This is a genomic window from Pseudomonas sp. JQ36 (genome assembly GCF_053851495.1).
Genome location: NZ_CM132642.1, coordinates 3,935,843 through 3,962,301, shown reverse-complemented (window position 1 = coordinate 3,962,301; position 26,459 = coordinate 3,935,843). Strand labels below are relative to the sequence as shown.

At 61.3% G+C, this 26,459-nt stretch carries 26 protein-coding genes; 13 read left to right on the top strand and 13 right to left on the bottom strand.

Features of this window, described 5'->3' with window-relative positions; genetic code table 11:
• Positions 1 to 78: 78 nt before the first annotated feature.
• Both ACS4NR_RS17825 and ACS4NR_RS17820 read right to left on the bottom strand, forming a co-directional pair.
• The gene (locus ACS4NR_RS17825) at positions 79 to 1,320 is read right to left on the bottom strand and encodes a TIGR03862 family flavoprotein (protein ID WP_456017990.1); all 1,242 of its coding nucleotides are present in this window, start codon (positions 1,318 to 1,320) and stop codon (positions 79 to 81) included.
• Positions 1,321 to 1,601: 281 nt separating this feature from the next.
• Positions 1,602 to 2,522: a histone deacetylase family protein gene (locus tag ACS4NR_RS17820; RefSeq protein ID WP_414889573.1), complete on the bottom strand. Its 921-nt coding sequence runs from the start codon at positions 2,520 to 2,522 to the stop codon at positions 1,602 to 1,604.
• A gap of 82 nt (positions 2,523 to 2,604) precedes the next feature.
• Here ACS4NR_RS17820 and ACS4NR_RS17815 point away from each other — a divergent pair, with 82 nt between their 5' ends.
• The 3 genes from ACS4NR_RS17815 to ACS4NR_RS17805 all read left to right on the top strand — a co-directional run bounded on the left by ACS4NR_RS17815 (position 2,605) and on the right by ACS4NR_RS17805 (position 4,739).
• Positions 2,605 to 3,174, top strand: a complete 570-nt coding sequence (locus ACS4NR_RS17815) for a GNAT family N-acetyltransferase (RefSeq protein ID WP_095139254.1) — start codon at positions 2,605 to 2,607, stop codon at positions 3,172 to 3,174.
• 105 nt (positions 3,175 to 3,279) lie between these two features.
• Complete coding sequence (tesB, locus tag ACS4NR_RS17810) at positions 3,280 to 4,149, top strand: acyl-CoA thioesterase II (protein ID WP_003228466.1); 870 nt, start codon at positions 3,280 to 3,282, stop codon at positions 4,147 to 4,149.
• Positions 4,146 to 4,739, top strand: a complete 594-nt coding sequence (locus ACS4NR_RS17805; protein ID WP_456017989.1) for an HAD family hydrolase — start codon at positions 4,146 to 4,148, stop codon at positions 4,737 to 4,739. Before tesB ends, ACS4NR_RS17805 begins: the two co-directional genes overlap by 4 nt.
• Before the next feature lie 117 nt (positions 4,740 to 4,856).
• Here the strand turns inward: ACS4NR_RS17805 and ACS4NR_RS17800 are convergent, their stop codons facing one another.
• From ACS4NR_RS17800 to ACS4NR_RS17785, 4 genes are all read right to left on the bottom strand, one after another.
• Positions 4,857 to 5,807: an alpha/beta fold hydrolase gene (locus ACS4NR_RS17800; protein WP_456017988.1), complete on the bottom strand. Its 951-nt coding sequence runs from the start codon at positions 5,805 to 5,807 to the stop codon at positions 4,857 to 4,859.
• The gene (gene ypfJ / locus ACS4NR_RS17795; RefSeq protein WP_456017987.1) at positions 5,808 to 6,698 is read right to left on the bottom strand and encodes a KPN_02809 family neutral zinc metallopeptidase; all 891 of its coding nucleotides are present in this window, start codon (positions 6,696 to 6,698) and stop codon (positions 5,808 to 5,810) included. It abuts the gene before it with no gap.
• Between the two features lie 190 nt (positions 6,699 to 6,888).
• The gene (locus ACS4NR_RS17790) at positions 6,889 to 7,722 is read right to left on the bottom strand and encodes an aldo/keto reductase (RefSeq protein ID WP_456017986.1); all 834 of its coding nucleotides are present in this window, start codon (positions 7,720 to 7,722) and stop codon (positions 6,889 to 6,891) included.
• Positions 7,706 to 9,445 (bottom strand): FAD-dependent oxidoreductase, encoded by a 1,740-nt coding sequence (locus ACS4NR_RS17785; RefSeq protein WP_456017985.1) that lies wholly within the window; start codon positions 9,443 to 9,445, stop codon positions 7,706 to 7,708. Before ACS4NR_RS17785 ends, ACS4NR_RS17790 begins: the two co-directional genes overlap by 17 nt.
• A 176-nt stretch (positions 9,446 to 9,621) precedes the next feature.
• Between ACS4NR_RS17785 and ACS4NR_RS17780 the strand changes: the two genes are divergently transcribed.
• The 4 genes from ACS4NR_RS17780 (at position 9,622) to ACS4NR_RS17765 (ending at position 13,440) form a co-directional block, all read left to right on the top strand.
• Positions 9,622 to 10,398, top strand: a complete 777-nt coding sequence (locus ACS4NR_RS17780) for an IclR family transcriptional regulator (protein WP_456017984.1) — start codon at positions 9,622 to 9,624, stop codon at positions 10,396 to 10,398.
• 219 nt (positions 10,399 to 10,617) lie between these two features.
• A complete protein-coding gene (locus tag ACS4NR_RS17775; RefSeq protein WP_456017983.1) occupies positions 10,618 to 11,679 on the top strand; it encodes a Gfo/Idh/MocA family protein in 1,062 nt (353 codons plus the stop codon).
• 2 nt (positions 11,680 to 11,681) lie between these two features.
• Entirely contained in the window at positions 11,682 to 12,497 is an 816-nt protein-coding gene (locus ACS4NR_RS17770) for a sugar phosphate isomerase/epimerase family protein (RefSeq protein ID WP_456017982.1), read from the top strand.
• Positions 12,498 to 12,561: 64 nt separating this feature from the next.
• Positions 12,562 to 13,440 (top strand): DMT family transporter, encoded by an 879-nt coding sequence (locus tag ACS4NR_RS17765; RefSeq protein ID WP_456017981.1) that lies wholly within the window; start codon positions 12,562 to 12,564, stop codon positions 13,438 to 13,440.
• A 128-nt stretch (positions 13,441 to 13,568) separates the two neighbouring features.
• Here ACS4NR_RS17765 and ACS4NR_RS17760 read toward each other — a convergent pair whose 3' ends face one another.
• Positions 13,569 to 14,906, bottom strand: a complete 1,338-nt coding sequence (locus tag ACS4NR_RS17760) for an MFS transporter (protein ID WP_253150279.1) — start codon at positions 14,904 to 14,906, stop codon at positions 13,569 to 13,571.
• A gap of 343 nt (positions 14,907 to 15,249) precedes the next feature.
• Here ACS4NR_RS17760 and quiC point away from each other — a divergent pair, with 343 nt between their 5' ends.
• The gene (gene quiC / locus ACS4NR_RS17755; protein ID WP_456017980.1) at positions 15,250 to 17,151 is read left to right on the top strand and encodes a 3-dehydroshikimate dehydratase QuiC; all 1,902 of its coding nucleotides are present in this window, start codon (positions 15,250 to 15,252) and stop codon (positions 17,149 to 17,151) included.
• A 102-nt stretch (positions 17,152 to 17,253) separates the two neighbouring features.
• Positions 17,254 to 17,931 (top strand): TetR family transcriptional regulator, encoded by a 678-nt coding sequence (locus ACS4NR_RS17750; RefSeq protein ID WP_115986800.1) that lies wholly within the window; start codon positions 17,254 to 17,256, stop codon positions 17,929 to 17,931.
• Positions 17,932 to 18,047: 116 nt separating this feature from the next.
• On the opposite strand, the gene ACS4NR_RS17745 is transcribed toward ACS4NR_RS17750, so the two are convergent.
• A complete protein-coding gene (locus ACS4NR_RS17745; RefSeq protein ID WP_456017979.1) occupies positions 18,048 to 18,902 on the bottom strand; it encodes a shikimate dehydrogenase in 855 nt (284 codons plus the stop codon).
• Positions 18,899 to 19,348 (bottom strand): type II 3-dehydroquinate dehydratase, encoded by a 450-nt coding sequence (gene aroQ, locus ACS4NR_RS17740; protein ID WP_456017978.1) that lies wholly within the window; start codon positions 19,346 to 19,348, stop codon positions 18,899 to 18,901. Before aroQ ends, ACS4NR_RS17745 begins: the two co-directional genes overlap by 4 nt.
• 331 nt (positions 19,349 to 19,679) lie before the next feature.
• Between aroQ and ACS4NR_RS17735 the strand changes: the two genes are divergently transcribed.
• Both ACS4NR_RS17735 and ACS4NR_RS17730 read left to right on the top strand, forming a co-directional pair.
• The gene (locus tag ACS4NR_RS17735) at positions 19,680 to 20,108 is read left to right on the top strand and encodes a DUF4160 domain-containing protein (protein ID WP_456017977.1); all 429 of its coding nucleotides are present in this window, start codon (positions 19,680 to 19,682) and stop codon (positions 20,106 to 20,108) included.
• Entirely contained in the window at positions 20,105 to 20,551 is a 447-nt protein-coding gene (locus ACS4NR_RS17730) for a DUF2442 domain-containing protein (RefSeq protein WP_456017976.1), read from the top strand. Before ACS4NR_RS17735 ends, ACS4NR_RS17730 begins: the two co-directional genes overlap by 4 nt.
• A gap of 55 nt (positions 20,552 to 20,606) precedes the next feature.
• On the opposite strand, the gene trmA is transcribed toward ACS4NR_RS17730, so the two are convergent.
• The gene (trmA, locus tag ACS4NR_RS17725; RefSeq protein WP_456017975.1) at positions 20,607 to 21,686 is read right to left on the bottom strand and encodes a tRNA (uridine(54)-C5)-methyltransferase TrmA; all 1,080 of its coding nucleotides are present in this window, start codon (positions 21,684 to 21,686) and stop codon (positions 20,607 to 20,609) included.
• Positions 21,683 to 22,978, bottom strand: coding sequence for an NCS2 family permease (locus ACS4NR_RS17720; protein WP_007963748.1), 1,296 nt, complete (start codon positions 22,976 to 22,978; stop codon positions 21,683 to 21,685). Before ACS4NR_RS17720 ends, trmA begins: the two co-directional genes overlap by 4 nt.
• 224 nt (positions 22,979 to 23,202) lie before the next feature.
• Between ACS4NR_RS17720 and ACS4NR_RS17715 the strand changes: the two genes are divergently transcribed.
• Positions 23,203 to 23,652 carry a DUF4879 domain-containing protein gene (locus tag ACS4NR_RS17715; RefSeq protein ID WP_456017974.1) on the top strand — a complete coding sequence of 150 codons (450 nt, stop codon included), beginning with the start codon at positions 23,203 to 23,205 and terminating at the stop codon, positions 23,650 to 23,652.
• A 67-nt stretch (positions 23,653 to 23,719) separates the two neighbouring features.
• Complete coding sequence (locus ACS4NR_RS17710; protein WP_456017973.1) at positions 23,720 to 24,271, top strand: DJ-1 family glyoxalase III; 552 nt, start codon at positions 23,720 to 23,722, stop codon at positions 24,269 to 24,271.
• A 5-nt stretch (positions 24,272 to 24,276) separates the two neighbouring features.
• On the opposite strand, the gene ACS4NR_RS17705 is transcribed toward ACS4NR_RS17710, so the two are convergent.
• Entirely contained in the window at positions 24,277 to 24,558 is a 282-nt protein-coding gene (locus ACS4NR_RS17705; RefSeq protein WP_443534076.1) for a HigA family addiction module antitoxin, read from the bottom strand.
• Between the two features lie 124 nt (positions 24,559 to 24,682).
• On the bottom strand, positions 24,683 to 25,921 hold the full coding sequence (locus ACS4NR_RS17700; protein ID WP_456017972.1) for an MFS transporter: 1,239 nt from the start codon (positions 25,919 to 25,921) through the stop codon (positions 24,683 to 24,685).
• Between the last annotated feature and the right edge of the window lie 538 nt (positions 25,922 to 26,459).

Below are 26,459 nucleotides of genomic sequence, written 5' to 3'. Positions count from 1 at the left end.
CCGCTCCCACATTGGTCTCCAGTGAAATGCAGATCTCCTGTAGGAGCGGGCTTGCTCGCGAAGGGCGCGCCGCGGTCTTCAGCCCTTACTCTGCAACCACTCCAACATTGCCAATCCCGCCGCACGCCCGCTGGCAAAACACGCCGTCAGCAGATACCCGCCCGTTGGCGCCTCCCAATCCAGCATCTCCCCCGCACAAAACACCCCCGGCAACGCCTTGAGCATCAAGCGCTCATCCATCGCCTCAAACGTCACGCCACCGGCGCTGCTGATGGCTTCGTCCAGCGGGCGGGTTTTCACCAGGGGCAGCGGCAACGCCTTGATCGCCCGCGCCAGCAACGCCGGATCAGCGAAGGTTGCCGAGTCAGTCAATTCACGCAACAACGCTGCTTTCACTCCGTCGATCCCGACCTGACTGTGCAGATGCTTGGCCATCGAACGCGAGCCGCGCGGTTTGCTCAACGCTGCCTGCAATTTATCCACAGGTCGGCCGGGCAACAGATCGATGTGCACCGTGGCTGAGCCATACGCATTGATCGCCTCGCGAATCTGCGCCGACAGCGCGTAGATCAGGCTGCCTTCAACCCCGGTCGCGGTGATCACGCATTCGCCCAAGCGTGGCACGTCGTCGTTCAAACCGATGGCGACATTTTTCAGCGGTGCGCCGGCGAATTTGCTGACAAGCAATTCGCTCCAGGCCTGCACCTCGAATCCGCAATTGCTCGGCTGCAACGGCGCCAGTCCTACGCCTTTTTGCTCCAGGGGCAGCATCCACGCGCCATCCGAACCCAGGCGCGACCAACTGCCGCCGCCGAGGGCGAGCAGGGTGGCGTCGGGTTTGACGGTGATTTCGCCGTCGGGGCTGGTGATGCGCAGTGCACCGTGTTCATCCCAGCCGAGCCAGCGATGGCGGGTGTGGATAACTACGCCGCTGTCGCGCAGGCGCTTGAGCCAGGCGCGCAGTAGAGGAGCGGCTTTCATGTCGGTGGGGAACACCCGGCCGGAGCTGCCGATAAAGGTTTCGATGCCCAGTTCATGAATCCAGCGGCACAACGCGTCGGCGTCGAAGCTGCGCAGCAGTGGCGCGATCTGCGGCGCGCGTTCGGCGTAGCGTGCGAGGAACGCCGGGTAAGGCTCGGAGTGGGTGATGTTCATGCCGCCAACCCCGGCCAGCAGGAACTTGCGCCCCACTGAGGGCATGCCGTCGTACAGATCGACGCGCACGCCGGCCTGGCTCAGCACTTCGGCGGCCATCAGGCCGGCGGGGCCACCGCCAATGATGGCGACGTGAGCGTGGAAGGGGGCGGAGGTCTGGGTCATGGCGTGCGCTGCGGTATGGCGGGATAAGGCGCGCATTCTAACAGCGCAGACCTTTGTAGGAGTGAGCCTGCTCGCGATGGCGGTTTATCAGGCGACATAAGTGCTGAATGTTGGTCCGCCATCGCGAGCAGGCTCACTCCTACAAAGAGATCGAGGTGAATTCAGTATGTGGTTAAAAAATAACCATCGCGCTGTACGCCATGTTCGATATGGCCTGTAGTCCCTTTCGCTCAGGTTATCCACAGGCCGTTCCACAGCCATTGTGGGTAACGCAGCACAGCTTAGTGACAACCGTGTGACGTCCAGACCCGTTGCGCGCTGTGATGCAGGATGCCGTGGCGGCGGGCGAGGGCGTGGCGATCCTTGCTGTAGCCGCCGCCGATCACGCCGACTACCGGGATGTCGCGGCCCAGGCAATGGCGCATCACGCTTTCATCGCGGGCGGCGACGCCTTCGTCTGTCAGCTGCAGATAACCGAGGGCGTCGTCCTTGTGCACATCGACCCCGGCGTCGTACAGCACCAGGTCCGGTTGATACAGCGGCAGCAGGTAGTTGAGGGTGTCATCCACCACCTGCAGATAGTCGCCATCGCCCATGCCTTTGGGCAACGGAATGTCCCAGTCGCTTTCGGCCTTGCGTGCAGGAAAATTCTTTTCGCAATGCAGGGAAACGGTGATCGCCTCCGGGGTGTCATGCAGGATCCGCGCGGTGCCATCGCCCTGATGCACGTCGCAATCGAAGATCAGCACCCGGTTCACCCGGCCGCTTTGCAACAGGTAATGGCTGATGATCGCCAGGTCGTTGAAAATGCAGAACCCGGCCGGGTAGTCGTAGTGGGCGTGATGGGTGCCGCCGGCGAGGTGACAGGCCAGACCGTGCTCCAGGGCTTTTTCTGCCGCCAGAATCGAGCCGCCGACCGCCCGTACCGTGCGCCGCGCCAGGGCTTCGTTCCACGGCAGGCCGAGGCGCCGCTGGTCTTCGCGGGACAACTCGCCGCTCATGTAGCGTTCGATATAGCGACGGTCATGCGCCAGGGCGAGGATGTCGTTGGGGCAGATCTCGGGACGCAGCAGGTCGGCGTCGCGGGTCAGGCCGCTGTCGACCAGGTGATCGCGCAGCAAGCGGAACTTGTCCATTGGAAAGCGGTGATCCGCCGGAAACTCGGGGCTGTAGTCTTCGTGATAGATCAGCGGCAGTGGCATGGCGACTTCATGTAGGAACGATGGAAAGAGTGAAGGATCCTACCAGCGATGTAGACTTGCGGCATGGAAACGGAGGGGCACGATGGAGCCGATACTGCAACTGGAAAGTGCGCGATTGCTGCTGCGCCAATGGCAGGACGAGGATTTGCCGGCATTTGCGGCGATGTGTGCCGATCCGCAGGTCATGCGTTACTTTCCACAGCCCTTGAGCCGTCTGGAAAGTGCATCGCTCATTGGGCGGGTGCGCGGACATTTTGCCGAACACGGTTTCGGATTATGGGCGCTGGAGCGCAAGGATAGCGGTGAGTTCATCGGTTTCACTGGCCTGGGTGTGGTCGGTTTCGATGCCCCATTCACCCCGGCGGTGGAAATCGGCTGGCGTCTGGCCCGCGAGCATTGGGGCCTGGGCTATGCCAGTGAAGCGGCCTGGACCGCTCTGCGTTGCGGCTTTGACCGGTTGTCGCTGAAGGAAATCGTGTCTTTCACCGCCCAGAGCAATCTGCCCTCGGAGAAAGTCATGCAGGCGATTGGCATGCATCACGATCCGGCCGATGATTTCGATCACCCCAAACTTGCCGTCGATCACCCGTTGCGTCGGCATCTGTTGTACCGCATCACCCGGGAGCAATGGCTGCAGACCTTGCATGGCTAAGCCGACACGGACGTTTACAATGGCGCGACAATGGCTCGCGCCAGAACCTGAATGGGCCGCCGCAGCCAAGACTGCGCGGCATAGCGTTGTGTGAGGAGAGTCTGAATGAGCCAAGTGTTGGAAGATCTGGTCGACCTGCTGACCCTGGAGCCGATCGAGGAAAACCTGTTCCGTGGCCGCAGCCAGGACTTGGGTTTCCGTCAGTTGTTCGGTGGCCAGGTACTCGGTCAGTCGCTGTCGGCGGCCAGTCAGACGGTTGAAGAGGCGCGTCATGTGCATTCGATGCACGGCTATTTTTTGCGCCCGGGCGACGCCAAGTTGCCGGTGGTGTACTCGGTGGATCGCGTGCGTGACGGCGGCAGTTTCAGCACCCGTCGGGTCACGGCTATTCAGAAGGGGCACCCGATCTTTACCTGCAGCGCGTCGTTTCAATATGACGAGGCAGGCTTCGAGCACCAGAGCCAGATGCCAGTGGTGGTCGGCCCGGAAAACCTGCCGTCGGAGCTGGAACTGACCCAGCAACGCGCGCACCTGATCCCCGAGCACATGCGCGAAAAACTGCTGTGCCCGAAACCGATCGAAGTGCGCCCGGTCACTGAAAAAGACCCGTACAACCCGCAGCCGGCCGATCCGGTGAAGTATGTGTGGTTCCGTGCCGACGGTGCACTGGCCGACATTCCGGCGCTGCACAAATACCTGCTGGCCTACGCCTCGGACTTCGGCTTGCTGACCACATCGATGTTGCCGCACGGCAAGTCGGTCTGGCAGAAAGACATGCAGGTCGCCAGCCTCGATCATGCGTTGTGGTTCCACAACGATCTGCGCGCCGATGACTGGTTGCTCTATGCGATGGACAGCCCGTGGGCCGGCAACTCCCGTGGATTCTCCCGTGGCAGCGTGTACAACCGCGCCGGGCAACTGGTGGCATCGGTGACCCAGGAAGGCCTGATTCGTCACCGCAAGGATTGGGCATGAGCCTGAGCGATGTGAAGCACTGGGTGTTCGACATGGACGGCACCCTGACCATCGCCGTGCATGACTTTGCGGCGATCCGCGTGGCGCTGGCAATTCCGCCCGAGGACGACATTCTTACCCATCTAGCGGCGCTGCCTGCTGATGAAGCCGCAGCGAAGCACGCGTGGTTGCTGGAGCATGAGCGCGATCTGGCGCTGGGTTCAAAACCGGCAGTGGGTGCGGTGGAGCTGGTGCGCGACCTGTACGGGCGCGGTTATCGGCTCGGCATCCTGACGCGCAATGCGCGCGAGCTGGCGCATGTGACACTTGAAGCAATTGGCCTGGCCGACTGCTTCGCCGTGGAAGATGTGTTGGGCCGCGATGAAGCACCGCCGAAGCCGCATCCCGGCGGGTTGCTGAAACTGGCCGAGGCCTGGAGCGTGCCGGCCAGCGAAATGGTGATGGTCGGGGATTACCGCTTCGATCTGGATTGCGGGCGAGCGGCCGGGGCGCGGACAGTGCTAGTGAATCTGCCGGACAACCCGTGGCCGGAGCTGACGGATTGGCATGCGCAGGATTGTGTCGAGTTGCGGCGGATGCTTTTGGCCTGAGATCTTTATTGTCTGATCTGGCCTCATCGCGAGCAGGCTCACTCCTACAATTGGAATGCGTTTCCCCTGTAGGAGTGAGCCTGCTCGCGATGGCGCCTTAACAGTCACCACAAGTCATTAATCAAACAGCGCTTTCTGCCCCTGCGGCGACGTCAACATCCCATCGCCGTTATGCCCGACCCCAGGCACTTCAACCAGCCGCTGATTGACCCCTTCCGGATGGCGGCGCAGCAGGTAGCCGAAAAACAGTTTGCCGCGCTCCAGCCGATACGCGCCCTGCGCCTCGGCGGCGCAACTCTTGTCCAGCGCCGGATGTTGCGGGTCTATGTCCTGCTGCCCCAGCAGATAAATCACTTCGCGTTTGATGTAACTGCTCTCAAGCTGCAACGGCGTTTGCCCACCGGCGTACACCGGCATGTCTGCCAGCCCGTACTTCCAGCGATTGAATCCCGGACACTGTGCGTGATCGAACGCCACCGGCCGTTGTTCGTTGAAATAAGCGTACGACGACGGATTGGCCACCACGTACCGCAGGCGAATGCCGTTGGCCTTCAGCGCCGGTTGTTCCTTGGCCAGCAGGGCATAACGCTGCACCACTTGACCGCCACCGGAATGGCCGAAAATCACGATCTGCTGCACGTCCGGAAACTGCTTGCGGTCGCTGACCCGGGCGACGATTTCATCCAGCGCGGCGTAGGAACTCAGCGGATTCGGCCCTGTGGATAACCCGCCGCCCATCCATTCGTTGCCGTTCCAGCGCAGCAGGGTGTTGGGCAAAGAATACAAGGCGACGTCGCTTTCATTGAGAAACTGCGGCGCGATCACCAGCGTGTGCGCGGTTTGCCCGGCCAGTTCGGTGGCGCGCTCGGCACTCTTGCGATAGGTCTCGGCGTTGCGCAGACGACCGTGAATGACGATCAGCACCCGTTCGATCTTTTCCGGCGCCGGGCCGATGCCCACGGCCATTTCGCCGGCCTTGAATTGCAGACGCCCGGAGCTGATGGCATCGACGCCCGCCGCGTGCGCGCTGCCGCCGATGATCAGTAAAGCCAGAAGCCATTTGCGCATTTACAGGTTTTTCGCCGCGAAGGTATCGCACTGGCCGACCTGGCCTTGAGCGAATCCGGTTTTGAACCAGCGCATCCTTTGCGCCGACGTGCCATGGGTAAACGAGTCCGGCACCACACGGCCCTGACCCTGTTGTTGCAGGCGATCATCACCGATGGCGTTGGCCGCGTTCAAGGCTTCTTCGATATCGCCCGGTTCCAGCCAGTTCAAACGCTTCTGCGCGTTGTAGGCCCAGACGCCGGCGAGGCAGTCGGCCTGCAGTTCCTGACGCACCAGCAAACCGCCGTCGCCTTCCATCTGCCGACCTTGCTGACGAGCCGTCTGAATCTTCGCCGAGACGCCGAGCAGCGTCTGCACATGGTGGCCGACTTCGTGCGCGATAACGTAGGCTTGGGCGAAGTCGCCGGCGGCCTTGAAGCGCTGGGCCATTTCCTGGAAGAAGGCCATGTCCAGATAGACTTTTTGATCCGCCGGGCAATAGAACGGGCCGGTGGCAGAAGTCGCCAGCCCGCAGGCGGAATTCACCCGGTTGCTGAACAGCACCAGGGTCGGGTCCTTATATTGGCGGCCGGCCTGCTGGAAAATCGCGCCCCAGGTGTCTTCGGTATCGCCGAGGATCGAACGCACGAATTCGGCTTGCTGGTCGTTGACCGGTGGTGCCTGACGGGTTTGCGTCGAGGTCGGTGCCGATTGTTCGGTCATTTGTCCGGTGAGCTGGCCGAGGATCTGCAACGGATCCTGCCCGGTGATCCAGCCGATGCCGACGATCAGCAGGATCGCCCCCAGGCTCAGGCCTTTGCCGCCACCGAACCGCATGCCACCACCGCCGCCGCTATCATCGCCACGGGCATCGACGACGTTGTCACTGCGTCGGCCTTTTTTCCATAGCATGTGGGAATCCTCTTTTCTGTTCGTGGTGATGAGTGTTGCTGGTGTGGGAGTGTGGCGCCAGTCCGGTCGTCCGTCTATTGGCGTACACGCAAACAGGCCCGGCCTCGGGTGACGAGGGCGGGCCTGTTATTGACGAGCGTGTGGGCGACTAATTCAATCCGTTGACGGATTTCTCCTTTCGCACTGTGTGTCAGCGATCAAAGGCATCCCACACCGGGGCGAAATCCGGGCTGACCTGACGCTGATTCTTCGGCAGGGCGGCGATCAGTGCGCGGTCTTCAGCGTCCAGCTCAACCTGCAGCGCAGCCATGTTCGCCAGTTGATTGGCCCGGCTGCTGGCCTTGGGAATCGCCGCGACGTTGGGCTGATCCAGCAGCCATTTCAATGCCACCTGAGTCGGCAGCACACCGTGTTTTTCGGCAATCTGCTGAATCTGTGGAATCTCCGAGACCTTGTTACGCGCCAATGGCGTGTAGGCCGTCAGTGCCAGATCGTGCTGGCGCGCGTAGTCGAGCAGGGCGTTTTGTCCGAGGAGGACGTGGTACTCGACCTGGATCGCTGACAGAGGGATGCCGTATTCCTCGACGACTTTGCGCAGCAGCGGCAGCGGAAAATTCGCCACGCCGATGTTGCGAGCCAGACCTTGCTCCTTGAAGGATGCGAGGGTTTCAAGCGTGCTCGGCAAGTCCCAGTCAGTGCTCGGCCAGTGGATCATGAACAGGTCGACGTACTCGCTGCGCAAAGCCTTGAGGCTTCGTTCCATCGAGTGGCGCATGGCGTCGGGTTGCAACTGGTCCCACCAGACCTTGGTGGTGACATGAATCTGCTCGCGGGGTGTCGGTGTGTTCGCCAATGCTTGTCCGACCGCGTCTTCGTTGTTGTAGGCCGCTGCCGTGTCGATGTGCCGGTAGCCGAGTTCCAGGGCCTGCTCGACGGCACGAGTGCATTGGTCGCCGAGCATCGGCCAGGTGCCGAGGCCGAGTTTCGGCATGTTCAAACCCTGGGCGTTAACGATGTGCTGCATGGTCGATCTCCTGTTCGAAAGCAGTGATGCCGGCGATATGCCGGGCGGCGATGTAGCCGAAAGTCAGCGCCGGGCCAAGGTTGATTCCGCCCGCCGGATAGTGCCCGCCCATGATGCTGGCCATGTCACCGCCGGCGGCATAGAGCCCGGCGATGGGCTGGGCATGGGCATCGAGCACTTGCGCATGCGGGTTGACCTTGAGCCCGGCAAAGGTACCGAAGCAGCCCGGTTGGACTTTCACGGCATAGAACGGGCCGGCCTCTATTGGGGCAACGCAAGGGTTGGGAAGGTTCGCCGGATCGCCCTGTTTGCGGTTGTAGGACGTGGAACCGCGACCGAACAACGGGTCTTCACCAAGGCGAGCCTGCAGGTTGTAGTGATCCACCGTGTGACGTAATCCACCGGGATCGATGCTGCAGGCGCTGGCCAATTCTTCAAGGGTGTTGCCGGTTTTCAGATAGCCGCTGCGGATAAACCCTGACACCGGAACGGGAAATGGCCGCGACATGCCCAGGCCATATCGCCGTTGAAAGGCGCGGCTGCAGATCAGCCACGAGGCGACTTCTTCGCCTTCAGGCGTGGCGGCGACCATGGCGCTGACGTAGTCGTAGTAACCGTTGGCCTCGTTGACGAAGCGCTGGCCGTTGCGCAGTACGCCGATGATTCCCGGTTTGCCGCGTTCGATGATGTGCGGGAAATGGCCGATGCTGCCGTCAGCATGCGGCACTTGCGAGACCGGCGCCCAGGCCACGGGCGACGCCACGTCGGTGTTGACCGTGGCGCCGACGCTTTCGCCGAGGCGCAGGCCATCGCCGTTGACCGCCAGCGGTGGCAGCGCCCAGTGTTCATGACCCGTGGGCGTGCGCGGAAACAAGGCCTTTCGCCGTTCGACGTCGTTGGCGAATCCGCCGGCGGCCAGCACCACGGCTTTGCGTGCATGAATGCGGATCGGGCCTTTGGCGCTGTTGACCAGCGCCCCACAAACCCCTGCTTCATCGCGCAGCAGTTCGGTCACGGGTGCCGACTCCCATAACAAAACGCCAAGGTCCTCGGCGGACTTCGCCAGCCTTGCGACCAGCGCCACACCGTTGACCAATTGCATGGCCCGGCCATGTACCGCCAGATCGAGCAAGTGTCGGGTAAAACGACGGGTTACATGCCACGCGGCTTTCAGCGAACGGGTGAGATTGAGGAACGCCGAAAGGTCGGCGCCAGTCATGATCGGCATGCCCATGAAGGACGTTTCGCGCATCGTTGTACGCAGGCGCCTGAGCAGGCATCCGACTTTTCGTCCGTCGTAAGGCGCGGCGATGACCGAGCGACCGCCCGTGCCCGCGCCGGGCGTATCGCCATGAATGTCGGCAATAGCGTTGCCGTCGGCAAATTGCAGAGCAGTGTGCTGTTCGAAAAACGCCACCATGTGCGGCCCGGCAGTGAGGAAAGCGTCGACCATTGCCGGGTCGTAATGCTTGCCGAGTTCATGGCGCAGGTACGTGCGCGGTTGCTCGACGTCTTCGACGATGCCGGCGCGTCGGGCCAGCGGATTGCATGGCACCCATGCCCAGCCGCCGGACCACGCGGTAGCACCGCCGAACACCGGATCTTTTTCAACCACGATGACCTTCAGGCCGTGCCATGCGGCAGTGACGGCTGTGGATAAACCGGCGGCACCGGAGCCGACGACCAGAACGTCGCAGTCGATTTCGGGAAGTTCGGCAGGCATCAGGCAAAGCTCCGCAGCTGGGTTTTATTGGAATCAGGTTCCAGAAATTAACCAATGATGTGCAGTTGCAACAAGGCATGGTTCAGTAAAGTGGGCGGTTATCGCACAGCCAGTTCCGGATTTCGCTTTGTCTCGGATGTCTTCTAGAATCGGCAAAATTTCACTTGGATTTTCCCATGGCCGGCAGTCAGATCGAACGGGTTTTCAGCGTGCTGGAAAGCCTCACCAGTGCGCCGCGCGGGCTGCCGATGCAGACCTTGGCCGAGCAACTGGACATCCCGAAAAGTGCCACTCACCGGATGCTCGCGGAGCTGATTCGCCTGGGCTACGTGCGGCAGAATGCCGACACTTTGCGCTATCACCTGTCGACCAAACTGGTGGCGATGGGGTTTCAGTACCTGTCGAGCAGCGGTGCCGACATCGTGCAACCGGTGCTGGATCGACTGGCTCAGGAAACCGGCGAACTGGTGCGCCTGGGGGTGATCGATGGCGAGCGCCAGACCTGGATCGCCAAGGCGCAGGGCGCACGGACGGGCCTGCGTTATGACCCGGACATGGGCCGCGACGCGCCGTTGTTCTATACCGCTTCCGGGCACGCCTGGCTGGCCTGCATGAGCGACGCCGAAGCGTTGTCGCTGGTTGAACGCCAGGGCGCGGAAGTGCCGGTGGGCGTCGGGCCGAATGCGCCGCGCTCCAATATCGAACTGCTGGAGCGCTTACGGCTGGCGCGGGAGCAGGGTTATGCCTGTGTCGAGGAAAGTTCGGCGGTGGGCACCTCGGCGATTGCCGCGGTGGTCAAGCATCCCGTTGACGGGCGGGTGATCGGTGTACTGAGCATTGCCGGGCCAAGCGCGCGGATGCCCGGCGCGCGGCTGCACGAATTGGCGCCTTTGCTGGTGACGTTCGCCGAGGAATTGTCGGCGGCGAGTCTGGCGTCCGAATTGTTCGTCTGACCGATCCTCTGTAGGAGCTGCCGAAGGCTGCGATCTTTTGATCTTGAAAATCAAAGTCAAAAGATCGCAGCCTGCGGCAGCTCCTACAGGTTGAGCGTCAAGTACAAAGTTGTGCGGTGTCCGCACGGTTTTCCCATCACTGGGTGTTTGATTGTGGAACGCGGTTCTAAATTGTTGCTGGAGTGACATTTCCAACAACAATCACAAGAGGATCGCCCTTTGACTTCGCCCCTTCGTATCGCCCTGATCGGCGCTGGCAACATGGGCCAGCAGCATTACCAGCACCTGCAAACCCTCGAAGAAGCCCGGTTGTGCGCAGTGGCCGATCCCGGCCCGCAGGCTCCCGCGCTGGCGGCGCAGTGGGGCGTGGCGTATTTCGCCGATCATCGGCAGATGCTGGAGCAGGTACGGCCGGACGCGGTGATCGTGGCCAATCCGAATAATCAGCATGTCAGCACGGCGCTGGATTGCCTCGCCGCTGGGGTTCCCGTATTGCTGGAGAAACCGCTCGGCGTGCACCTGGATGAGGTGCGTGAGTTGGTGGCGGCAGTCAAACGTAGTGGCGTGCCGGTGCTGGTCGGCCATCATCGGCGGCACAATCCGTTGATCGTGCGTGCCCACGAATTGTTGCTCAGCGGCGCGCTCGGGCGGCTGACCACGGTTACTGCACTGTTCCAGTTACGCAAACCCGACCGATATTTCGAGGTCCCGTGGCGCCGTGAACCGGGCGCGGGCCTGTTGCTGACCAATCTGATTCACGACCTCGATCTGCTGCGTCACCTGTGCGGTGAAGTGCAGTCGGTGCAGGCCGTCACCGACAACGCGGTGCGTGGGTTTGCCAACGAAGACAGCGTCGCTGTGTTACTGCAATTTGCCGACGGTGCACTGGGCACGCTGAGCGGTTCCGATGCGGTTGCCGCGCCGTGGAGTTGGGAGCTGAACTCCGGGGAGAACCCGGTCTATCCGCGTCAGGACGATCAGCCGTGTTATCTGCTGGCGGGAACCGCCGGGGCGCTGAGCATTCCGCAACTCAAGCGCTGGCATTACGCTGCCGATCAAGTCGATGCCGGCTGGCACGAACCGCTGATCGCGCAGCAAGAACAGTGTGAGGCCGGGGACGCGTTGCGGTTGCAGCTGCAGCATTTTGTGCAGGTCGCGCGGCGTGAAGTCGAACCCTTGGTCAGTGCCGCCGATGCCGCGCGAACATTGGCGCTGGTCGAGGCGATTCGCGAGGCAGCGGCCAGCGGTCGTGCCTGTTCCCCGGCAGCGGTCGAGGCTTGAGCATGAAAGAGCGAATTCTTTCTCTGGCCAGTCTCACCGTACTCGAGTTGTCACCGCCGCAAATGGTCGAGGTGGCGGCGCGCGCCGGTTACAGCCATGTCGGCCTGCGCCTGGAGCCGGCGACGCCTGAGGAATATCACTTTCCATTGGTGGCCGATGGCGGCTTACGGCGTCAGACGTTGGCGCGTTTGCGCGACACTGGCATCGCTGTGCTCGATGTGGAAATCCTGCGCCTGAAACCGCAAACCGTGGTCGCCGATTTCGAGAAGCTGCTGGCCGTCGGCGCGGAGTTCGGCGCCAGTGAATTACTGGTCGCCGGCAATGATCCTGACGAGCATCGGCTGACCGACAACTTTGCGGCGTTGTGTGATCTGGCGGCGCCTTACGGTTTGCATCCGCATCTGGAGTTCATGCCCTGGACCGATGCGCGCAACCTCGAGCAGGCGTTGCGCATCGTTGCCAATGCCGACCGGGAAAACGCCGCGGTGCTGGTCGATGCCTTTCATTTCGATCGCTCCGGTTCACGGCTGGAGGATCTGGCCCACGTCGCGCCTGCGCGCCTGCGTTATGCGCAATTGTGTGATGTGGCGGGACCGCGACCGGCGGACATGGCCGAGATCTTGCGTCAGGCGCGTAATGAGCGGCGGTTTCCCGGCGAGGGCGATTGCGACCTGCACGGTTTGTTGCGCAGTCTGCCAGCTAATATTCCACTGAGCCTGGAGATCCCCACGGTAAAACTGCTGGAGCAGGGCGTAAGCGGATTGCAGCGAGCGCAGATGGCGCTCGACAGGACGCGGGAATTGTTGGCGCAGTTGTAAGTCAGTTTTTGTGGCGGGACGCCAGCGTCCCCGCCACTGTTTATTTTTCCTTCAGAGATATCCAATGACCGTCAGCACCCCGCTCTCCGGTGTCAACCAACCCTTCAAGGGGATCTTGCTGATTGTCGTGGCGACTTTCCTGTTCTCTAGCCACGATGCGCTGTCGAAATACCTTTCGGGTTTCTACCCGATCGTCATGGTGGTGTGGGCGCGTTATCTGGTGCACACCTTGCTGATGGCGGGAATTTTCCTGCCGCAATCGGGGTTGCGCGTGCTGCGCACCAAACGGCCGTTGTGGCAGTTGGCGCGGGCGTTGTGCCTGCTCGGCACCAGTCTGTTTTTCACCACCGCGCTGTTATACATCCCGCTGGCCGAGGCCACGGCGGTCAACTTTCTCGCGCCGGTGCTGGTGACGGCGCTGTCGGTGCCGTTGCTCAAGGAACGGGTGACGCGCGGGCAGTGGATTGCGGTGATCTGTGGATTCATCGGCGTGCTGATCATCGTTCACCCGGGCGGTGAATTGTTCACCCCGGCGGTGCTGCTGCCGTTCTGCTCGGCGCTGTTTTTCTGCTTCTATCAACTGCTGACGCGCAAGCTCAGTGAGGTCGACAGTCCGACCACCAGCAACTTTTTCGCCGGTCTGTGCAACACGCTGGTGATGAGTGCGCTGGTGCCGTTCTTCTGGCAAGTGCCGATCTGGTCACACGCTGTGTTGATGCTGGCGCTGGGCAGCTGCGGGATGACCGCGCACCTGTTTCTGACCCAGGCGTTCCGCCACGCAGCACCAGCGTTGCTGGCGCCGTTCGGCTACTGCCAGATCGTGTTTGCCGGGCTATTGGGGTGGGTGGTGTTCAATCACACGCCGAGTCTGTTGACGGTGATCGGCATTGCGGTGATCTGTTGCAGCGGCTTGGCGGCGGCGTGGCAGCAGAGCCGCAGGTGAGAGAGATACATAACCCTGTGGGAGCGGGCTTGCTCGCGAAGGCGGTGGATCAGTCAACATCAATGTTGAATGTCAGTCCGCTTTCGCGAGCAAGCCCGCTCCCACAGGGGGGAGGGGGTGCAGGCCGGTTATTCGGTGACGTCTGGAATCTTGCGCGGGGCCATGAAGTACATCCAGGTCAGGGCAATGAAGTACATCGCCGGGATCAGGGTGAACAGCACCGTGTAGTTGTTATTGGTGACGGTCAGGATGTGGCCGACGATCTGGGTCATGAACATCCCGCCGATCGCGGCGCACATGCCGCCGAAGCCGAACACCGTGCTCATCATGTGCTTGGGCGTGTAGTCCATCACCAGGCTCCAGATATTCGCGGTCCAGGCCTGATGCGCACCGATCGCCAGGGAGATTGCCGCGACGGCGACCCACAGGTTGCTCGAGCCGGCCGCCATGACCACGCCGATGATGCAGCAGGCGAACAGGAACATCGACAGCAGCCGCGCCTTGATCGGGTTCATGCCGCGACCGATCAGGAACGAAGACAGAATGCCGCCGCCGACACTGCCGAAGTCGGCCGTCACGTAGATGATGATCAGCGGAATACCCATCTGGGTGACGTTGATGCCCAGGTTGTATTGCTGATTGAGAAACGGCGGCAGCCAATACAGGTAGAACCAGAACACCGGCGCGGTCAGCGAATAGGCGAGGGCGAACGCCCAGGTGCCGCGCATGCGCAGGATGCGTGAAAACGGTACGCGGGCCTGTTCCGGTTCGACTTCCTGCTGGATGTAGTCGAGTTCGGATTTTTTCACCCGTGGATGGTCTTCCGGGTTGAAGTATTTCAGGCCCCAGAACAGCAGCCAGATCCCACCGAGTGCCGCCATGCACAGGAACGCCGCCTGCCAGCCCCACACGTGAAGAATCAGCGGCAGCAGCATTGGCGTGAACATGGCGCCGACGTTGGTCCCGGCGTTGAAGATGCCGGTGGCCACTGCGCGTTCACCGGCGGGGAACCACAGGCGTGTGGTTTTCACGCAGGCCGGGTAGTTGGCCGCTTCGGTCAGGCCGAGGATGAACCGGCAGACCATGAAGCCGACGGCCGAAGTCGCCAGGCCGTGGGCGCCAGTGGCCAGGCTCCAGAGCAGCACCGCGCAGAAGAACACGCGCTTCACGCCTACCCGGTCGATCAAGCGTCCCTGCAGGACGAAGCCGATCGCGTAGCCGACCTGGAACCAGAAGTTGATGTTGGCGTAATCCATCGCCGTCCAGCTCATTTCCTTGGCGAGGATCGGCTGCATGACGCCGAGGGCGGCGCGGTCGATGTAGTTCAGGGTCGTGGCGAAAAACACCAGCGCCAGCATGCCCCAACGGGTCTTGCCGACAGCCATGGCGCCGCGGATCTTGTCGCCGATGCCACCCGTGGCAGTGCTCATGGCCGGAGCCATGCGGGAAGTCTGTGAAGGAATCATTGTTCCACCCGTTTTTGAATTTGTTATGTGGTGTTGTTTGCACGCACTGCGACCGAAGGTTCATTTCCGGACTCAATGTGACGTTGATGGTGGGCAGTGGACGAAAAATCGTCAATTCGCCGAAACGCCATAGTGTTCGATAATCGCACGCAAAACTAACCGGCTGGTACACTTTAAATTGCTGCTGAAGACGATGCAGCCAATAATTTCCTCACGATAAAAAACGTACCTCTGTAGGAGCTGCCGAAGGCTGCGATCTTTGTTTGTGAAGATCAAAGGATCGCAGCCTTCGGCAGCTCCTACAGGGACGCGTGACAAGACGATCCCCATCGGGAGTAGAAACATGCAGCGTTCCATTGCCACCGTTTCCCTGAGCGGCACCCTGCCGGAAAAGCTCGAAGCCATTGCCGCCGCCGGGTTCGACGGGGTCGAGATCTTCGAAAACGATCTTCTGTATTACGACGGCAGTCCGCGGGAAATCAGGCAGATGTGCGCTGACCTGGGGATCGCCATCACCCTGTTCCAGCCGTTCCGCGATTTCGAAGGCTGCCGCCGTGATCGGCTGGCGCGCAATCTGGAGCGGGCCGAGCGCAAATTCGACCTGATGCAGGAACTGGGCACCGATCTGGTGCTGGTCTGCAGCAACGCCTCGGCGGACAGCGTCGGCGACCGGCAGATTCTGGTCGATGACCTGCGGCTGTTGGCCGAACATGCAGGCGCTCGCGGGTTGCGCATCGGTTATGAAGCGCTGGCCTGGGGCCGGCACGTCAATACTTATCAACAGGTCTGGGACATCGTGCGCCAGGCCGATCACCCGGCGCTCGGCGTGCTGCTCGACAGCTTTCACACCTTGTCGTTGAAAGGCGATCCAAGCGCGATTGCCGACATTCCCGGCGACAAGATCTTCTTTGTGCAAATGGCCGACGCGCCGATACTCGCCATGGACGTCTTGGAGTGGAGCCGGCATTTCCGCTGTTTCCCGGGGCAGGGCGAATTCGATCTGCCGGGGTTCCTCGCGCCAATCATCCAGAGCGGTTACACCGGGCCGTTGTCGCTGGAAATTTTCAACGATGGCTTCCGCGCCGCGCCGCCACGGGCGAATGCCGCTGATGGTCTGCGTTCGTTGCTGTATCTGGAAGAGAAAACCCGTCAGCGCCTGGAACAGCAAACAACGCCGGTGGCCAACCGCGACATCCTCTTCGAAACGCCGCCGGCCAGCGAGTACAACGGCATCGAGTTTCTTGAGTTCGCCGTCGACGAAAGCCTCGGCGCCAAACTGAGCAACTGGCTGGAGCGCCTGGGCTTCGTCAAGGCCGGGCAGCACCGCTCCAAGAGCGTGAGCCTGTTGCGCCAGGGCGATATCAACCTGATCCTCAACGCCGAACCGTATTCGTTCGGCCACAGTTTTTTCGAGGCCCACGGCCCGTCGCTGTGCGCCACCGCCGTGCGGGTCAAGGACAGCGCCAGCGCCCTGGCCCGTGCCGTTGCCTATAAGGGCCAGCCCTATCGCGGACTGGTCGGCCCCAACGAACTGGAACTGGCCGCGGTGCGTGCACCGGATGGCAGCCTGATTTATCTGGTGGATGAGGCGGCGGACGTCTATGGCACCGACTTCAATCTGCTGCCGAATGCTCAGGCCCGTGGCGGCCTCAAGCGCATCGATCATATGGCCATGGCGCTGCCGGCCGACAGCCTCGACAGTTGGGTGCTGTTCTACAAGAGTCTGCTGGATTTCGAGGCCGACGATGAAGTGGTACTGCCCGATCCGTACGGTCTGGTGAAGAGCCGGGCGCTGAGAAGTCGCGACAGTTCGATCCGCTTGCCGCTGAATATCTCGGAGAACCGCAACACTGCGATCTCTCACGCACTGTCGAGTTATCGCGGCTCCGGTGTGCATCACATCGCCTTCGATTGTGATGACATCTTCGCCGAAGTCAGCCGCGCCAAAGAAGCTGGCGTGCCGCTGCTGGATATTCCGCTCAACTATTACGACGACCTCGCTGCGCGCTTCGATTTCGACGACGAATTCCTCAGCGAACTGGCGTACTACAACGTGCTCTACGACCGTGACGCACAGGGCGGAGAGCTGTTCCACGTGTACACCGAGCCGTTCGAGGGACGCTTTTTCTTCGAGATCATCCAGCGTAAAAACGGTTATGCCGGTTATGGTGCGGCGAACGTCGCGGTACGCCTGGCAGCGATGGCCAAATCACGCAGCGGTGCGGCGCGTCAGGCCAAGTTGTAGGAAATTCGTAAACGCGGGATTAAACACGAGCCGCGTGGCTTCCTTCACTGTGCAGCGCGGCCCATAATCGCCAACCTGTGCAGTGATGGCCGTGAGCCCGCAATGACAATGACTTCAGAACTCCCCGCAGCCCCCGTCGCATCTGGCATCGAGCCGCGCAAGAGTCGCAAGAACAACCCGGAAAAGACCCGCGAGAATATCCTGCAGGAGGCGATCGTCGAGTTCGTCCAGCAGGGTTTGTCGGGTGCTCGCGTCGATGCGATCGCCGAGCGTATCCATACCTCCAAACGCATGATCTATTACTACTTCGGCAGTAAGGAGCAGCTGTACGTCGAAGTGCTGGAGAAGCTTTACGGCGACATCCGCACCACCGAAAACCGCCTGCACCTGGCCGAGTTGCCGCCGGTGGTGGCGATCCGCCGACTGGTGGAGTTCACCTTTGATCACCACGATCGCAACGTCGATTTCGTGCGCATCGTCTGTATCGAAAATATCCACAACGCCGAGTTCGTGAAGCGTTCGGACACGATCAAGGCGATGAACAATACGATCCTCGATTCACTGGGCGAGATTTTGCGTCGCGGTGCCGAGGAGGGTGTGTTCCGCGCCGGGCTGGACGCGCTGGATGTGCACTTGCTGATCAGTTCGTTCTGTTTCTACCGCGTCTCGAACCGCCATACGTTCGGTGAGATTTTTCAGATCGATTTGCCGGACGAAAGCATCAAGCAGCGTCATCGCGAGATGATCTGCGAATCGGTGTTGCGCTACTTGCAGCCGTGACACCTACCCATTGTGGGAGCGGGCTTGCTCGCGAAGGCGGCGTGTCAGCCTATACATCTGGCGCCTGACACACCGCTTTCGCGAGCAAGCCCGCTCCCACAGGTTCCTTTTGAGCTTCAGCCATTCATGCTTTGAAAATGCGTGAGCATCCGCTGCGCATCCGGCACCACGTCGCTGAACAATTCAAACGCCTTCACCGCTTGAAACACTGCCATGTTGCCGCCGTCCAGCGTGCGGCAACCGAGGGCGCGGGCGTTGCGCAGCAGTTCGGTTTCCAGCGGGAAGTAAACGATCTCTGCGACCCACAATTCCTTGCGCAGCAGCTCCACCGGCACCGGCATCCCCGGCAGTTTGGCCATGCCCATCGGCGTGGTGTTCACCAGACCATCGGCCTGATTCAGCGTGCCCGGCAGATCACTCCCGGCGACCGCGCGGCCTGAGCCGAAATGCTGGTTGAGATTGTTCGCCAGGCTCTCGGCACGCTCGCGGTCGACATCGAAAATGCTCAGTTGCTGTACGCCTTCGCTCAACAGCGCGTGGGCCACTGCCGCTCCCGCACCACCGGCGCCCATTTGGACTACTCGCTCACGGGCGACATCCTGCAAGCCTCGGCGAAAACCTTCGGCAAAACCCAGGCAATCAGTGTTGTGGCCGATGCGTTTGCCGTCCTTGAGCACCACGGTGTTGACCGCGCCGATGCCTCGGGCTTCCGGCGACAGCTCATCGAGCAGCGGGATGATCGCCTGCTTGCACGGGAAAGTGATGTTCAGGCCGGTGTAGTTCATCCGCTCGGCCGCCTGCAGCAAGTCGGGCAGGGCGTTGCTGTCCAGATGCAACTGATCGAGGTCGATCAGCCGATACAGGTAACGCAGGCCTTGGGCATCGCCTTCGTGTTCATGCAGTGCCGGCGTGCGCGAGGCCTGAATGCCGGCGCCGATCAGGCCAGCCAGTATTACCGGTTTACGGGTCATGCTGCGCGCCCCTTCAGTCGGTGACTGAAATGTTCCAGGGCCAGACGATAGCCATGACTGCCGAAGCCGCACATCACCGCCGTGGCGATGGCCGAGACGAACGAGTGATGGCGGAACGGCTCACGCGCATGCACGTTGGACAGGTGCACTTCGATCACCGGCAATTCACTGGCCACCAGCGCGTCGCGGATCGCCACCGAGGTGTGCGTCCACGCCGCCGGGTTGATCACGATTCCGGCGCACCGGCCGCGTGCCGCGTGAATCCAGTCGAGCAATTCGCCTTCGTGATTGGTCTGGCGAAACTCCACGGCCAGGCCGAATTCTTCTGCGGCGCGGCCGCACAGAGCAGAAATATCAGCCAGGGTTTCGTGACCGTAGGTTGCCGGTTCACGGGTGCCGAGCAGGTTCAGGTTCGGGCCGTTGAGCACCAGAACGATAGGGGGCATGGGGGCAAACTCCACTTATTGTTTTTGGCTTTGGCCGAGGGTTTCAGCCTGTGGAGGTAAAATGTACCAGATGGTTACCATGGTCAATTGAACGGCGTTGCACTTGGCGCTTAGTGTTCGGTGATCGCACACAAGCCATTTTCATTTCAGATTTATTCGAATTGTATCGACAGCTCTGCTTACGTTTTTTCTTGAATATTCAACGCCTCCTCACCCATGCCGACGCTAGCCTCAAAGGGGGTGAAAACTATTGGGTGCTGAGCAGCACCGGCGGTCGGATTTGAAAGGAAAATCGAATCCTGAAACTTATGAACCTAACGGATGGGTTAGCATGAAAGTATGTAAATACAAGGGATTGTCGATAAGCATCATGTTGCGAGATGAGCATTGCCCACCCCACGCACATGTTGACGCGGGCGCCTGGAATGCCCGATTCCAGTTCAGCTTCTGGCACAACGACATTGATCTGTGGGACGTCGTGCCGCTTTCTCGCCGACCGCCGCTGGCGGTGCTGGAAGGATTGTGTCGATCACTGGGGCAACCTGCTCATTTGCGTCGCGCACGAGGGATCTGGTGGTCAGGTTTGCAAACAGTCTGTCTCGACAATCAGGTGTGGGACTGCGAGTCCAATGAAGTACCTGTTGTGAAAACGGTTACTGCTACGACATACAGGATCAGTTCGGCGCGCTATGAGCCAGAAGCAGACAAAACCCTTCTGACATTACTCGGCAAACTGGAAGGAGTTGAAATCGATTTATGAAAGTCATCAAGGCAAAGCCGTCCGTACATCGTCCACTGACGGAAGAAATGCTCGATGCCGCGATAAAACGTGGCGAAGCGCGCCAAGCTAGCAGCTTGCAGGCTGTTTCTGTGACCTTTGAAAGCCCGTCTCTGGTCATTCGTTTTGAAGACGGCAGCGGTGTGTTGCTACCGGTGAGCCAGTACTCGGAGTTCGACGGGTTTGATTCAGACGATTATGCGAACCTGACAGTCGGTTCTGCAGGCACCGCGCTTTGCCACAAGGGCAAAGACCTTGACGTTTCCATCTCCGGAATGATTTCGGCGAGCCCGTCTCTCATGAGGATGGCGGCCTCGGTGGTTGCGTCGCGCAACGGTCGTCAAAGCAGTGCGGCAAAATCCGAAGCCGCACGAGCGAATGGCAAGAAGGGCGGGCGTCCACGTAAAACCGACACCGCACAGTAAGCAGGAACAAAAAAGCCGTCATCAACGACGGCTTTTTTGTATTCGGCATTCGCCATCAACGCCGGGTCAGCAACACCCCGGACTCCATGTGATGCGTCCACGGGAACTGGTCGAACATCGCGCAGCGGGTGATGCGGTGCGTGTCGTGCAGTTGGGCGATGTTGGCCGCGAGGGTTTCCGGGTTGCAGGAGATATACAGGATGTTGTCGAAGCGCCGGGTCAGCTCGCAGGTGTCCGGGTCCATGCCGGCGCGCGGCGGGTCGACGAACACGCTGCCGAACTCGTAGCTCTTCAGGTCGATGCCTTGCAGGCGACGGAACGGGCGCACTTCGTTCAGCGCTTCGGTCAGCTCTTCGGCGGACAGGCGCACCAGCGTGACGTTATCCACAGCGTTTTCGCTGAGGTTGCTCAGTGCCGCGTTGACCGAGGTCTTGCTGATTTCGGTGGCCAGCACTTTGCGCACGCGGGTGGCGAGCGGCAGGGTGAAGTTGCCGTTGCCGCAGTACAGCTCCAGCAGATCGTCAGAGCGATCGCCCAATGCTTCGTAAGCCCAGTTCAACATCTTCTGGTTAACAGTGCCGTTGGGCTGGGTGAATGCACCTTCCGGTTGGCGATAGCTGAACGTGCGGCCGCCGACGTCGAGTTTTTCAACCACATAGTCTTGGCCGAGCACTTCGCGTTTGCCCTTGGAGCGACCAATGATGCTGACCCCCAGATCCGCGGACAGCTTGGTCGCTGCCGCATGCCAGTGCTCATCCAGCGGACGGTGGTAGCACAGGGTGATCATTGCGTCGCCGGCCAGGGTGGTCAGAAACTCCACCTGAAACAGCTTGTGGCTCAACGCCGCGCTGGCCTGCCATGCCGCCTTGAGCTGCGGCATCAACTGGTTGATGCGCAGGCTGGCAATCGGGAATTCTTCGATGAGGATCGGCGTGCGTTTGTCGTCCTGGGAGAACATCGCGTAGTGCCGCTCACCGGCCTCGCGCCACAGGCGAAATTCCGCGCGCAGGCGGAAGTTCTGCAGGGGCGAGTCGAACACGGTCGGCTCTGGTGCATCGAACGGGGCCAGCAGGTCACGCAAACGCGTGACCTTGTCTTCGAGCTGAGTGGCGTAGGCCTGGGAATCGAAAGTCATGCGTTGAACCAACCCAACTTGATCACGAACAGAATCGACAGGATCACCAGCGCCGGGTTCAGCTCACGGGCGCGGCCCGACAGCAGCTTGATCACGGTCCAGGAGATGAAACCGAAAGCGATGCCGTTGGCGATCGAGTAAGTGAACGGCATCGCCAGCGCGGTGACCACGACCGGTGCGGCAACGGTGATGTCTTCCCAGTCTATTTCCGCCAGGCCCGACGTCATCAGCACGGCGACGAACAGCAGCGCCGGAGCGGTGGCGAACGCCGGGACGCTGGCCGCCAGTGGCGAGAAGAACAGCGCCAGCAGGAACAGGATCGCCACGACGATCGCCGTCAGACCGGTACGGCCGCCAGCGCTCACGCCAGCAGCAGATTCGATGTAGCTGGTGGTGGTCGAAGTACCCAGCAGCGAGCCGGCCATCGCCGCGGTGCTGTCGGCGATCAGTGCCCGACCCATTTTCGGCATGTGGCCGTCCTTGCCCATCAGGCCGGCGCGCTTGGCGACGCCGATCAGGGTGCCGGAGTTGTCGAACAGGTCGACGAACAGGAAGGCGAAGATCACGCTGACCAGACCGATGTCCAGCGCGCCCTTGATGTCCAGTTGCATGAAGGTCGGGGCCAGCGACGGTGGCATCGAGGTCACGCCGCCGAACGGGGTGAAGCCCATGGCGATGGAAATGATGGTCACTGCCAGAATGCCGATCAGCACTGCGCCGCGCACTTTCAGCGCTTCGAGGGCGACGATCAGGGCGAAGCCGAGGGTGGCGAGAATCGGCGCCGGGGCTTTCAGGTCACCGAGGCCGACCATGGTCGCCGGGTTGCTGACCACGATGCCCGCGTTGTGCAGGGCGATCAGCGCCAGGAACAGGCCGATACCGGCGGCAATCGCCGAGCGCAGCGGCAGCGGGATGCTGTTGATGATCCATTCGCGGATGCGGAAGATCGACAGCAGGAAGAAGCACACCGCCGAGATGAACACCGCGCCCAGCGCCACTTGCCAGGTGTGGCCCATGTGCAAGACCACGGTGTAAGTGAAGAAAGCGTTCAGGCCCATGCCCGGAGCAAGCGCGATCGGGTAGTTGGCGATCAGGCCCATGATGGTCGAGCCGATGGCGGCTGCCAGACAGGTGGCGACGAACACCGCGCCCTTGTCCATGCCGGTCTCGCCGAGAATGCTCGGGTTGACGAACAGAATGTAGGCCATGGCCAGGAAGGTCGTGACGCCCGCCAGAATCTCGGTACGCACGTTGGTGTTGTGTGCCTTGAGTTGAAACAGCCTTTCCAGCATGTCTGCTCCCCGTGGCGCGCGCGGCGCCGTGAATGTATCGACCTCAACAGCAAAGCACAGACCGTCGCAAGCGCCTGGGAATTTGTGGTGGGCCGGAAAAAGCCGCGCATCATACCAGCAGCGTGAGGAATATGGCGGTTGTTGGTGCCGAACGTCGTCGAAGTTTTGCCACAAGGCCAACTGCGCCATACTGCGCGCTGAATTTTTCGGGGAAACGCGATCACATGGGCAAGCGCTGGATGAAGGCTTTCTGGGTAATGGCAGGGCTGATGGCCGGGTCGACGGCGGCGCTGGCAGCCTCCGCACCACCGTTGACGCAGGTGAAAGTGATCAAGGTTCAGTCGCCCGCCTGCGGGCTGGAAGACATCGGTGACGGACAGACCCAGACTCAATGCAACCACAGCGGCCCGAGTATCAAGGTGTATGTGCTGGAAGTCGGCTATGGCCAGAACCAGCCACACGCCACGCTGGACGGCTTTGAAGTCAACGGCACCCGGGCGCCGGTGTGCGCCTTTGATAACGGCAACCTGACCGAGTGCAAGCCTGGCAGCAACACCGTCGGCTCACTGTATTCCTTTGATCTGGCGGGCAAGCAGGAAGGCACCTTCACCTTCAGTAACACCTCGATCAACGCGCCACGCAACACGATGTCGACCCAGCTTTACATCAAGTAACGGCTGTCATCGAACAGGGCAAGGCAAAGCTGACTACGCTTGAAAGATCACCCAGCGGATAGCGCCCATGACCTTTAGAGCCCTGATTACCCTCGCCGAGGGCATCGATGATCTGCAAAGCGTGACCCTGATCGACGTGCTGCGCCGCGCCGGCGTCGAAGTCGTGGCGGCCAGCATCGAAGGCCGGCGCATGCTGACCTGCGCCCGCGGCACACGCCTGACGGCGGACGGCATGTTGATTGATGTGCTGGCGCAGACCTTCGATCTGATTGTCCTGCCCGGTGGTGCCATCGGCGCCCAGCACCTCGCGGCGCATCAGCCGTTGCAACAATTGCTCAAGGACCAGGCCAGCGCCGGTCGCCTGTTCGCCGCCATCGCCGAAGCCCCGGCCATCGCCCTGCAAGCCTCCGGGGTATTACGCCAACGCCGCATGACCTGCCTGCCGAGTGCCAGTCATCAACTGTCAGGCTGTACGTTTGTTGATCAACCGGTGGTGGTCGACGGCAACTGCATCACCGCTCAGGGCTCCGGCGCCGCACTGGCCTTTGCCCTGACGCTGGTGGAGCAGCTTGGTGGCAAGGCATTGCGGGCGAAAGTGGCGGGGGAGATGTTGATTTGATGGCTTCAGGCGTGGGCAGCGATAGGCGTAATGGCTGGTTGCTCCCGATGCTCTGCTTGCCACAGATCGTAATCGGTTTGAACGCCTAGCCACACACGCGCCTTGCCAATGCCTGCTCGCTCCAGCCGTACCGCCAGATCCGGGCTGATCGGTGCATGGCCGTGCAATACGCGGGAAAGGTGAGGGCGGGCGAAGCCCAGATGTCTGGCCAACTCACTCAAGCTGATGCCTAACTCTGGCAAGACATCCATGAGCAGAGTTTCACCGGGGTGTGGCGGGTTGTGCATGGGAAGCCTGCAGGATTTGATCATGGCGGCGAGTGTAAGGCGATACATTACACTCTGTGCGGTATCTATGTACCGCACCTTTTCGATCAATTTGTGCTTGGCCTGTTGATTTCGCTGATGTGCCTCAGACCTTCGCCTCTTCCACCGGCACATGCATCCGGTCGCGGTTGGCCAGGGTCGGGAACAGTTTGATCCAGGTCCCGGTGACCACCAGCGTGCCGACCCCGCCCATCACCACCGCCGGCACGGTGCCGAACCAGTGCGCGGTGAGGCCGGATTCGAATTCGCCCAACTGGTTCGAGGCGCCGATGAACAGGCCGTTCACCGCGCTGACCCGGCCACGCATTTCGTCCGGGGTTTCCAGTTGCACGAAGGAGGCGCGGATCACCATGCTGATCATGTCCGCCGCGCCGAGCACCACCAGCACCGCCAGCGAGAACCAGAACGAGGTCGACAGGCCGAAGGCGATGGTTGCCACGCCGAATACGCCGACGGCGGTGAACATCACCCGACCGACGTTGCGCTCGACGGCAAATCGCGCGAGGAGCAGCGACATCCCCAGTGCGCCGACCGCCGGTGCCGAACGCAGTAGGCCCAGGCCCCACGGCCCGGTGAGCAGGATGTCCTTGGCGAACACCGGCAGCAACGCGGTGGCGCCACCGAGCAACACCGCGAACAGATCCAGCGAGATCGCTCCGAGAATGTCCGGCCGGCTGCGAATGAAGCGGATGCCTGCCAGCAACGAGTCCAGCGTGGCTTTGCCTTTGTTCAGCGGCGTTTGTCGGGCGGGCAGGTTGAGCATCAAGGTGCAGGCGATGACGTAGAGCAGGACCGTCGGGCCATAGACCCAGACGCTGCCGAACGCGTAAAGCAAGCCACCGAGGGCCGGGGCGACAATGGTGGCTGACTGTTGAGCCGATTGCGCTGCAGCGACCGCCCGTGGAAACAGGGCGCTGGGCACGATGCTCGGCAGCAGCGCCTGGGTCGTTGGCATTTCGAAGGAGCGCGCCGCGCCGAGCAGGAAGGCGAGGATAAAGATCATTTCCCGGGTGACGTGGTCGGTCGCACTGCCGATGGCCAGCGCCAGGGCGATCAACGCCTGCAACGACTGACAAATCGCGGCGACCCGACGCCGGTCATAGCGGTCGGCGACATGCCCGGTGTGCAGCATGAACAGCACCCGTGGCGCGAACTCGACCAGCCCGACCAGGCCCAGGTCGAGCACGTTGCCGGTCAACTGGTACAGATTCCAGCCGATCGCCACCGTGAGCATCTGAAAGCCGCTGGCGGTGAAGATCCGGGCGAACCAGAACGCGAGAAACGGACGATGGTGACGTAACAGCAGGGGCTCTTGGCTGGGCATCTGAAGGCAGGTCTGGCTCGAAGGGGAACGGCGAGATTATCACCAGTCTGTAACAGGAAGTTGCTATGACAGAAAATTTAGTTAGCCAGACATCGATTATCCGGATACCCCGTTCTCTGTGGCGAGGGAGCTTGCTCCCGCCGGGTCGCGAAGCGGCCCCGACCCAGCACAATCCTGCTTTCAGGCAAGCGCTGGAAAAACTTTTTACGCCTGCTGCGCAGCCGAGCGGGAGCAAGCTCCCTCGCCACGGAGGGTTTCCTGGCTCTGGGACATCTGTTTCAGAGCATTGCCCAGGCAATGAGGCAACTTGTCACGCGGCAAACGACCACGCCGTTCTTCGTCGGAAATGGGACTACTCTTTTAACGTTGCTTGATCCAGATCAAGACCCTCCCGGGCCATGCTCTGGTGGCCCGTTGGCCAGACTCCCTGCGTTGCGATGGCTGTTAAAAAAGAACGAATCAGAATTCGCCGCACTCCATATCCGTGGGGGCAGTAGGCAGGGGCCACAAGCCCCAATGCCGGTATTACCTGACAGAG

Coding starts and splice junctions, on each gene's coding strand:
- ypfJ (WP_456017987.1), bottom strand. CDS start 6,698: ATGCTATGGAAAAAAGGCCGACGCAGTGACAACGTCGTCGATGCCCGT.
- ACS4NR_RS17780 (WP_456017984.1), top strand. CDS start 9,622: ATGGCCGGCAGTCAGATCGAACGGGTTTTCAGCGTGCTGGAAAGCCTC.
- ACS4NR_RS17745 (WP_456017979.1), bottom strand. CDS start 18,902: ATGACCCGTAAACCGGTAATACTGGCTGGCCTGATCGGCGCCGGCATT.
- aroQ (WP_456017978.1), bottom strand. CDS start 19,348: ATGCCCCCTATCGTTCTGGTGCTCAACGGCCCGAACCTGAACCTGCTC.
- quiC (WP_456017980.1), top strand. CDS start 15,250: ATGCAGCGTTCCATTGCCACCGTTTCCCTGAGCGGCACCCTGCCGGAA.
- ACS4NR_RS17710 (WP_456017973.1), top strand. CDS start 23,720: ATGACCTTTAGAGCCCTGATTACCCTCGCCGAGGGCATCGATGATCTG.
- trmA (WP_456017975.1), bottom strand. CDS start 21,686: ATGACTTTCGATTCCCAGGCCTACGCCACTCAGCTCGAAGACAAGGTC.
- ACS4NR_RS17815 (WP_095139254.1), top strand. CDS start 2,605: ATGGAGCCGATACTGCAACTGGAAAGTGCGCGATTGCTGCTGCGCCAA.
- ACS4NR_RS17800 (WP_456017988.1), bottom strand. CDS start 5,807: ATGCGCAAATGGCTTCTGGCTTTACTGATCATCGGCGGCAGCGCGCAC.
- tesB (WP_003228466.1), top strand. CDS start 3,280: ATGAGCCAAGTGTTGGAAGATCTGGTCGACCTGCTGACCCTGGAGCCG.
- ACS4NR_RS17760 (WP_253150279.1), bottom strand. CDS start 14,906: ATGATTCCTTCACAGACTTCCCGCATGGCTCCGGCCATGAGCACTGCC.
- ACS4NR_RS17790 (WP_456017986.1), bottom strand. CDS start 7,722: ATGCAGCACATCGTTAACGCCCAGGGTTTGAACATGCCGAAACTCGGC.
- ACS4NR_RS17700 (WP_456017972.1), bottom strand. CDS start 25,921: ATGCCCAGCCAAGAGCCCCTGCTGTTACGTCACCATCGTCCGTTTCTC.
- ACS4NR_RS17785 (WP_456017985.1), bottom strand. CDS start 9,445: ATGCCTGCCGAACTTCCCGAAATCGACTGCGACGTTCTGGTCGTCGGC.
- ACS4NR_RS17825 (WP_456017990.1), bottom strand. CDS start 1,320: ATGACCCAGACCTCCGCCCCCTTCCACGCTCACGTCGCCATCATTGGC.
- ACS4NR_RS17720 (WP_007963748.1), bottom strand. CDS start 22,978: ATGCTGGAAAGGCTGTTTCAACTCAAGGCACACAACACCAACGTGCGT.
- ACS4NR_RS17765 (WP_456017981.1), top strand. CDS start 12,562: ATGACCGTCAGCACCCCGCTCTCCGGTGTCAACCAACCCTTCAAGGGG.
- ACS4NR_RS17730 (WP_456017976.1), top strand. CDS start 20,105: ATGAAAGTCATCAAGGCAAAGCCGTCCGTACATCGTCCACTGACGGAA.
- ACS4NR_RS17735 (WP_456017977.1), top strand. CDS start 19,680: ATGAAAGTATGTAAATACAAGGGATTGTCGATAAGCATCATGTTGCGA.
- ACS4NR_RS17820 (WP_414889573.1), bottom strand. CDS start 2,522: ATGCCACTGCCGCTGATCTATCACGAAGACTACAGCCCCGAGTTTCCG.
- ACS4NR_RS17715 (WP_456017974.1), top strand. CDS start 23,203: ATGGGCAAGCGCTGGATGAAGGCTTTCTGGGTAATGGCAGGGCTGATG.
- ACS4NR_RS17770 (WP_456017982.1), top strand. CDS start 11,682: ATGAAAGAGCGAATTCTTTCTCTGGCCAGTCTCACCGTACTCGAGTTG.
- ACS4NR_RS17705 (WP_443534076.1), bottom strand. CDS start 24,558: ATGCACAACCCGCCACACCCCGGTGAAACTCTGCTCATGGATGTCTTG.
- ACS4NR_RS17805 (WP_456017989.1), top strand. CDS start 4,146: ATGAGCCTGAGCGATGTGAAGCACTGGGTGTTCGACATGGACGGCACC.
- ACS4NR_RS17750 (WP_115986800.1), top strand. CDS start 17,254: ATGACAATGACTTCAGAACTCCCCGCAGCCCCCGTCGCATCTGGCATC.